4 protein-coding genes are annotated in these 7,306 nt (G+C 55.8%); 1 reads left to right on the top strand and 3 read right to left on the bottom strand.

What is annotated here, in order from left to right:
* The first annotated feature begins 283 nt into the window (after positions 1-283).
* Positions 284-1,045 carry an NAD kinase gene (locus tag ACR0NN_RS04690; protein ID WP_480683979.1) on the top strand — a complete coding sequence of 254 codons (762 nt, stop codon included), beginning with the start codon at positions 284-286 and terminating at the stop codon, positions 1,043-1,045.
* 279 nt (positions 1,046-1,324) lie between these two features.
* Here ACR0NN_RS04690 and ACR0NN_RS04685 read toward each other — a convergent pair whose 3' ends face one another.
* From ACR0NN_RS04685 to ACR0NN_RS04675, 3 genes are all read right to left on the bottom strand, one after another.
* The gene (locus ACR0NN_RS04685; RefSeq protein ID WP_170720134.1) at positions 1,325-2,758 is read right to left on the bottom strand and encodes an amidase family protein; all 1,434 of its coding nucleotides are present in this window, start codon (positions 2,756-2,758) and stop codon (positions 1,325-1,327) included.
* Between the two features lie 93 nt (positions 2,759-2,851).
* Positions 2,852-4,741 carry a propionate-CoA ligase PrpE gene (gene prpE, locus ACR0NN_RS04680; RefSeq protein ID WP_170720132.1) on the bottom strand — a complete coding sequence of 630 codons (1,890 nt, stop codon included), beginning with the start codon at positions 4,739-4,741 and terminating at the stop codon, positions 2,852-2,854.
* Positions 4,742-5,026: 285 nt separating this feature from the next.
* On the bottom strand, positions 5,027-7,300 hold the full coding sequence (locus ACR0NN_RS04675; RefSeq protein WP_170720130.1) for an NADP-dependent malic enzyme: 2,274 nt from the start codon (positions 7,298-7,300) through the stop codon (positions 5,027-5,029).
* Positions 7,301-7,306 lie beyond the last annotated feature (6 nt).

Here is a 7,306-nt window from a genome sequence, read left to right as displayed (position 1 = left end):
ACTCGATCTCATCGCGTTGACGACCCAATTCGGACGTGATCGAGCCGAACAGCTCAGGGTCACGATCAGCAAGCGATTGGGTGAAGAAACCGGTATCACGAAGGTTGGCGTTCATAGTGGCTCCACAGGGCTGGGGTTTATCTGGCGGATTTCCTATCGGAAACGATGAATGTCAGAAAGGCTGTAAAGCGACGAAATGGCCTGCTATGGCGTCAACTCTGGCCTAATGTGGAAAGGTATGTTTGTTTCGGAACCAAATGTGCAGCACTGGAAACCACAAAACATGACCAAGAGAATCGCCTTTCTGGCTAGCGATGCCAAAGTGGCGCAAACTGCCCGCGATACGCTTACTGAGCGCTACGGCAATGTGGCACCGCGAGATGCGGATGTGGTGGTGGCGCTGGGCGGGGATGGCTTCATGCTGCATACTCTGCAGGGCATCCAACATCTGGACACGCCGGTTTATGGAATGAATCGCGGCACCATCGGCTTTTTGATGAACGAATATGCCGAAACCGATCTGATGGCCCGGCTTGCGGAAGCCGAGGAAGAGGTGATCAACCCACTAGCGATGACTGCGATGGATCAATCTGGCCAAACGCAGGAAGCACTGGCGATCAATGAGGTCTCCCTGCTCCGCGCGGGGCCTCAGGCCGCGCGGCTACGGATCAGTGTGGATGGGCGCGTTCGGATGGCCGAGCTGGTGTGCGATGGCGCGCTTCTGGCCACGCCAGCGGGCTCAACCGCCTACAATTACTCGGCACACGGTCCCATCGTTCCTATTGGCGCAGACGTTTTGGCCTTGACCCCGATCGCAGCATTTCGTCCACGACGCTGGCGCGGGGCGTTGTTGCCGAAGGTGGCGAAGGTCAGGTTCGATGTGATCGAGGCCGACAAGCGTCCAGTTATCGTTGCTGCCGATTCGATATCGTTCCCGGATATCGACTGGGTTGAGATCAGATCAGAAGCTTCAATCCAACATCGCATCTTGTTTGACCCCGGGCATGGGTTGGAAGAGCGCTTGATCTCAGAACAATTTACATAAATATCAGCACGTTGATGATTTTTCTGTCTCTTGTGTGAACCAGTTCACATGCAGTTCGATAAGTGTTTGTTAACTTCGACCTACCCGGAGAACACGCCAAGGTGGAAGTGAGTGGCCATCAGACGGTGTTTTCTAATAATTGCGCAGTTTACGCGCTGGCGAGGGTGGGTGGTGCTACGCTCGTCATCTTAATCCGGGCTTATTTTATTATGCGGACCCCGGGTACAAAATCCCGGGGTCGATTTCTTTTTAGGCGCTAATGGCCTGGCGGGCGCCAATTCAGATGTCCATTCGTTCCCATAGAATCGAAGCCAACGAACCTATGCGTTCTTCAATTGCCGCTGCGGCATCGACGGCCATGTCTTCGCGCCAACGCCTGGCGGCGATCTGGACATTGATAGGTTGTGGCCCACTCGACAATTCGGCGAGTCGCGCAGGAACGCTTGCAGCGGGTAGCCCGAGAAAATTCATGGCATAAGAATACACGGCGCAGCCCAGAACCTCATGCACACCATCGGCACCTTCGGTATCACGATCAGGCTTGAAGAAGGGTTGCGGCAGGAAGGGGGACAGAACCAAAGGATAATCCTGCATGAACAGAGACCATTCGCGAGCATAGTGGCTGCGCTTGGCCAGCGCTTGTATCAAGTCTTCGCCAATGATTGGTGGGAATTCCTGAAAATAGACGTCGAAGATATCACGAATGGTTTGCGAACCGGCCGCCTCGATATCAGTTTTCATTAAGGTCAGCACTTCACCCATCAGCGCGCGGTACCCGACGCGGCCGCATTCGAAGACATCCGGCGGATCGATTTCCTCAACCAAGTACCCGGCATCGACCAATGCGTCCCGCGCGGTATCGAGCGCTTTGTCTACGTCTGGATGCAAAGCATAACCAAAGGTGTTTTTCGTAAAGGCGACTTTGATTGGCCGATCCAATTCCTCACCGCGCCAAGGCATTGGAACATGGAAAGGGTCGCGCGCGTCTGCGGCGATCAGGCTCGGCATCGACAGATGCAAATCCTTGGCGGTGCGCGTAATCAGGCCCTGCACCGACATCGATTGTGCGAGCATCCCACGCTCGACCTTTTGGCTGGGGTTCCATGCAGGAACACGACCGAGCCCCGGTTTCACGGTAGTCGCGCCGTTGGCTGCTGCCGGAAAACGCAGGCTGCCGCCGATATCGTTGCCATGACTCAGCGCGCCGATTCCAGCCATCACAGCAGCCCCCGCGCCACCCGACGACCCGCCGGGTGAGATATGACGACCCCAGGGATTATGCGTACGCCCATAGAGCGGATTGTCAGTATCCGCGCGGAATGAGAATTCTGGCGTATTCGTGCGCCCGATGACGATGGCTCCCGCCTCCTGCAGATTGGACACAACCGGAGCGTCGTCCGGCGCAATTGTATCCTTCAGGGCGACCACGCCGTTTGTCGTGGCGTGGCCCTTTTGATCGACATTGATTTTGATCGTGACGGGAACACCGTGCAATGGCCCCGCTGGTGTGCCCTTTGCTCGAGCGGTGTCCAGTGACTTTGCGCGTACTAGCGCCTCCGAGCTCAGATCCTCGACCACCGCGTTCAGAGCAGGGTTGGTGTTGTGCATACGATCCAGCGCGCTTTTCACCGCTTCTTCAGCGCTGATCTCACCCGAGCGGGTCAGTTCGGTCAGTTCAGTGGCGCTCAGCCGCCAGATGTCGCTTTGTGTCATGGGCCCTCGCAGTCTCAGGCCGACATTAGGCGGCTTGAGACGGGTTGCAAGGGGAACAGCAGAGTTGGATGGATGGACTCCGCCCTTCAAGCGCTATTGCGCATAACCAATGCTGCGCAGAGCTGTTGTTATTTCATCCAGAATGGCCGGGTCATCAATCGTCGCTGGCATCTTATATTCCTTGCCGTCAGCGATCGACACCATCGTCCCGCGCAAGATTTTGCCGGACCGCGTCTTTGGCAGACGATCTACGACAACCGCCGTCTTGAACGCGGCAACCGGCCCGATTTTGTCACGCACCATTTTGACGACATCCGTCACGACGTCATCGTGACTGCGATCCGAACCTGCATTGAGGCACAGGAAACCAACGGGCATTTGCCCCTTGAGTTGGTCTGATACCCCGATCACAGCGCATTCTGCGACATCAGGGTGTGCGGCTAAAACCTCTTCCATTCCACCGGTCGACAGGCGGTGGCCTGCAACGTTGATCACGTCATCTGTGCGGGCCATGATGTAAAGATACCCATCGTCGTCGATCATGCCTGCATCGCCGGTTTCGTAGTATCCCGGAAAATGCTCGAGATAAGACTTCTTGAACCGCTCTTCCGCGTTCCAGAGTGTCGGTAATGTGCCCGGTGGCAATGGGAGCTTAACGGCGATGGCCCCTAGCTCACCGGGTTTCATTGGATGGCCACCTTCATCCAATATCTGAACGTCATAGCCCGGCATGGGTTTGGCAGGTGAACCCAGCTTGATCGGCAGTTCCTCGATCCCAAGTGGATTCCCTGCGATGGTCCAGCCGGTTTCGGTTTGCCACCAGTGGTCAATGACAGGAACGTTCAATGCATCCTGCGCCCAGATGATTGTGTCGGGATCAGCCCGCTCGCCGGCAAGATACAAAGCCTTCAGGCAGGACAGATCATATTTCGACATCAATTCCGCCCCCGGGTCTTCGCGTTTGACGGCGCGAATGGCGGTCGGAGCGGTAAAGAAGCTTTTCACCTTATGCTCAGAGATCACGCGCCAGAAGGTTCCCGCGTCAGGCGTTCCAACGGGCTTGCCTTCGAACACGATCGTCGTGTTTCCGTGGATCAGCGGAGCGTAGCAGATATAAGAGTGGCCCACGACCCAACCTACATCCGAGGCCGCCCAAAACACGTCGCCCGGATCAACATTGTAGATGTTCTTCATCGTCCAGTTCAGCGCGACCAGATGGCCCGCTGTCGGGCGCACAACACCTTTGGGTGCACCGGTGGTGCCAGAGGTATAGAGGATATAGGCCGGATCGTCGCCGCTGACCGGTACACATTCTGCGGGCTCGGTTCCGTACTGAAAACCATGCCAGTTGACATCGCGACCCTCGATCAACTGTGCAACTTCTTGTTCGCGCTGAAAAATCACGCAAAATTCGGGTTTGTGACTGGCCAGGTCGATGGCGCCGTCAAGCAAGGGTTTATAGTGAACAACACGCCCCGGCTCGATCCCGCATGAGGCGGCGATGATCGCCTTGGGTTTCGCGTCGTCGATCCGAACTGCCAATTCATTGCTGGCAAAACCTCCAAACACGACCGAATGCACGGCGCCAAGGCGGGCGCAGGCCAGCATCGCCTCAAGCGCTTCGGGAATCATCGGCATGTAGATGATGACACGATCCCCTTTCTCGACGCCTTTTGCACGCAACGCGCCTGCCAGATTGGCGACGCGGTTGCGCAGCTCAACATATGATATTTCGCGTTTGGTGTGGGCGATTGGGCTGTCATAGATGATTGCGGTCTGCTCACCTCGACCGTTTTCAACATGGCGATCTAACGCGTTCCAGCAGGTATTCACCTTGGCATCGCTGAACCATTCGTAAAGAGGGGCATTATCGTCAAACAGAGCCTTGCTGGGGGCCTGAACCCAATCGATCCCTTTCGCGGCCTCCATCCAAAACGCTTCGGGGTCGTTCTTCCAGCTCGCGTAGACGTCTTGATATGCCATTATGGCCTCCTCCCAAAATCCCTCAGCATCGTGTTATGCATCGTGGTTGCGTCGGGCAAGCAATGCGGATTGCAGCGCGTCAGTTTATCGCAAAATCTTTGCAGAACCTTTCAGAATTGCCTGCAAATTTTTGCAAACCCTATGGCGCTGTGGTTAGTTTAAGCAGCGAAAGTGAGAATTTGCAAATCTGCAAACCTGATGGTGCAAAAGTGGCAACGCTAACAGAATCAAAACGGGCACCTGATCCGGCACCCGCTTTTCGATATCGATCTGCTTCACCCGCAACTATCCATAGTGAGCAACCGGCGTCCCAGCGATTGCTGCCATGTTCAAGAGACCTCTGGCGGTAATCGACGGCGTCACAATATGGGCCTTATTTCCCATCCCCATCAGGATTGGACCAACTTCGAGCCCATCGGCCTTCATCTTCAGAATATTGCGCACCCCGCTTGCGGCATCGGCATGGGCAAAAATCAGGACATTCGCAGCGCCCTTCATCCGAGAGTTTGGAAAGATGCGTTCGCGCAAATCTGGATCCAGAGCCAAGTCCAGATTCATCTCACCTTCATACGTGAAATCACGCGGTTCAGAATCGAGAATTTCAAGCGCTGCCCTCAGACGTTTGCCCGATCCTTCGGCCTGGTTGCCAAACTGAGATTGCGAACAGAATGCGATTTTGGGTTCCAGACCAAACCTGCGCACGTGACGGGCCGCGCCGATGGTTGTTTCGGCCAATTCTTCCGGCGATGGCAACTGTCTGACATGCGTATCCGCAATGAACAGGGGGCCATCTTCCAAAATCATCAACGACAGCGCGCCATGCGGGCGCAGATCGCCATCGTCCAGCACCTGTTCGACATAGTTGAGATGCCAGCGATATTCACCGAACGTCCCGCAGATCATACTATCGGCTTCTCCGCGATGTACCATGATCGCAGCAATGGCGGTGTTGTTGGTGCGCATGATGGCCTTGGCCAGATCGGGGGTGACGCCCCTGCGTTGCATGATCTGGTGGTACGAGTTCCAATAATCGTAGTAACGCGGATCGTTCTCGGGGTTTACGATCTGAAAATCTTGTCCCGGCCGAACCGTCAGCCCCAGTCGTTCACAGCGTGCGTCGATAACATCGGGTCGCCCAATCAGGATCGGTGTTTCAGTCGTTTCTTCAAGGATTGCCTGTGCTGCGCGCAACACACGCTCATCCTCGCCTTCGGCATAAACGATCCTTCGCGAGGCCGCGGCGGCAGCTTCAAACACGGGCCGCATCAGAAGAGCGGATTTGAACACGGTCTGGTTCAGCCGCTCTTTATAGGCTTCCAAATCGTCTATCGGCCGTTTCGCAACACCGCTTTTCATAGCGGCCTGCGCAACCGATGAAGAAACCACCCCTACAAGGCGCGGGTCAAAGGGCTTGGGGATTAGATAATCAGGACCAAACGTCAGCTGCTCGCCTTTATAGGCGGCAGCAGCCTCGGCGCTGGTCGTCGCACGCGCCATGTCTGCGATACCGTCGACGCAGGCAATCTGCATCTCATCATTGATCTCGGTCGCGCCAACATCCAACGCCCCCCGGAAGATAAACGGAAAGCACAGAACGTTGTTCACCTGGTTCGGAAAATCGCTGCGGCCTGTTGCGATGATCGCATCAGGGGCAACCTCGCGCGCGGCTTGAGGCAGGATTTCCGGGGTAGGGTTGGCCAAAGCAAATATGATCGGGGCCTTGGCCATCTTCTCGACCATCTCGGGTTTCAGAACGTTCGGCCCGCTGAGACCTAGAAACAGGTCGGCATCTCCGATCACATCATCCAACGTGCGCAGATCCGTTTTCTGCGCAAACTGGTCCTTGTGCGGATTCATGTCTTCGGCGCGACCTTCATAGACCAGCCCGTGTATGTCACACAGCCAGATGTTTTCACGTTTGACGCCAAGCTTCACCAGCATGCTGAGGCAGGCAATCCCGGCAGCGCCCCCGCCGGTGGATACAACTTTGATATCCTCGAATTTCTTGCCCGCTACATGCAGGGCATTCTTTGCTGCGGCGCCAACGACAATGGCGGTGCCGTGCTGGTCATCGTGAAAAACGGGAATGTTCATCCGTTCCCGGCACAGCTTTTCGACGATAAAACAATCCGGTGCCTTAATGTCTTCAAGGTTGATCGCACCAAATGTCGGCTCAAGCGCGCAGACGATATCGGCCAGCTTTTCGGGATCGGGTTGGTCGACTTCGATATCGAAACAGTCGATACCTGCGAATTTCTTGAACAGGACGGCCTTACCTTCCATCACAGGTTTCGACGCCAAAGCTCCGATATTGCCCAGCCCCAAAACCGCTGTACCGTTTGAGACAACAGCGACAAGGTTCCCGCGGGCAGTGTATTTCTCGGCATTCGCCGCATCGCATTTGATTTCAAGGCTGGCCTCGGCGACACCCGGGGAATAGGCCCGCGCAAGATCACGACCGTTTGCCATCGGTTTGGTGGCCTTGATTTCAAGCTTTCCGGGTTTTGGATGAGCGTGATAATCAAGTGCAGCCTGTCGCAGGTTCGGTGTGTCAGACATTGGCAA

It is taken from the genome of Ruegeria sp. BA2, assembly GCF_056539605.1.
The sequence above is the reverse complement of the archived record's forward strand: the minus strand, read 5'-3'. Positions and strand labels throughout refer to the sequence as shown.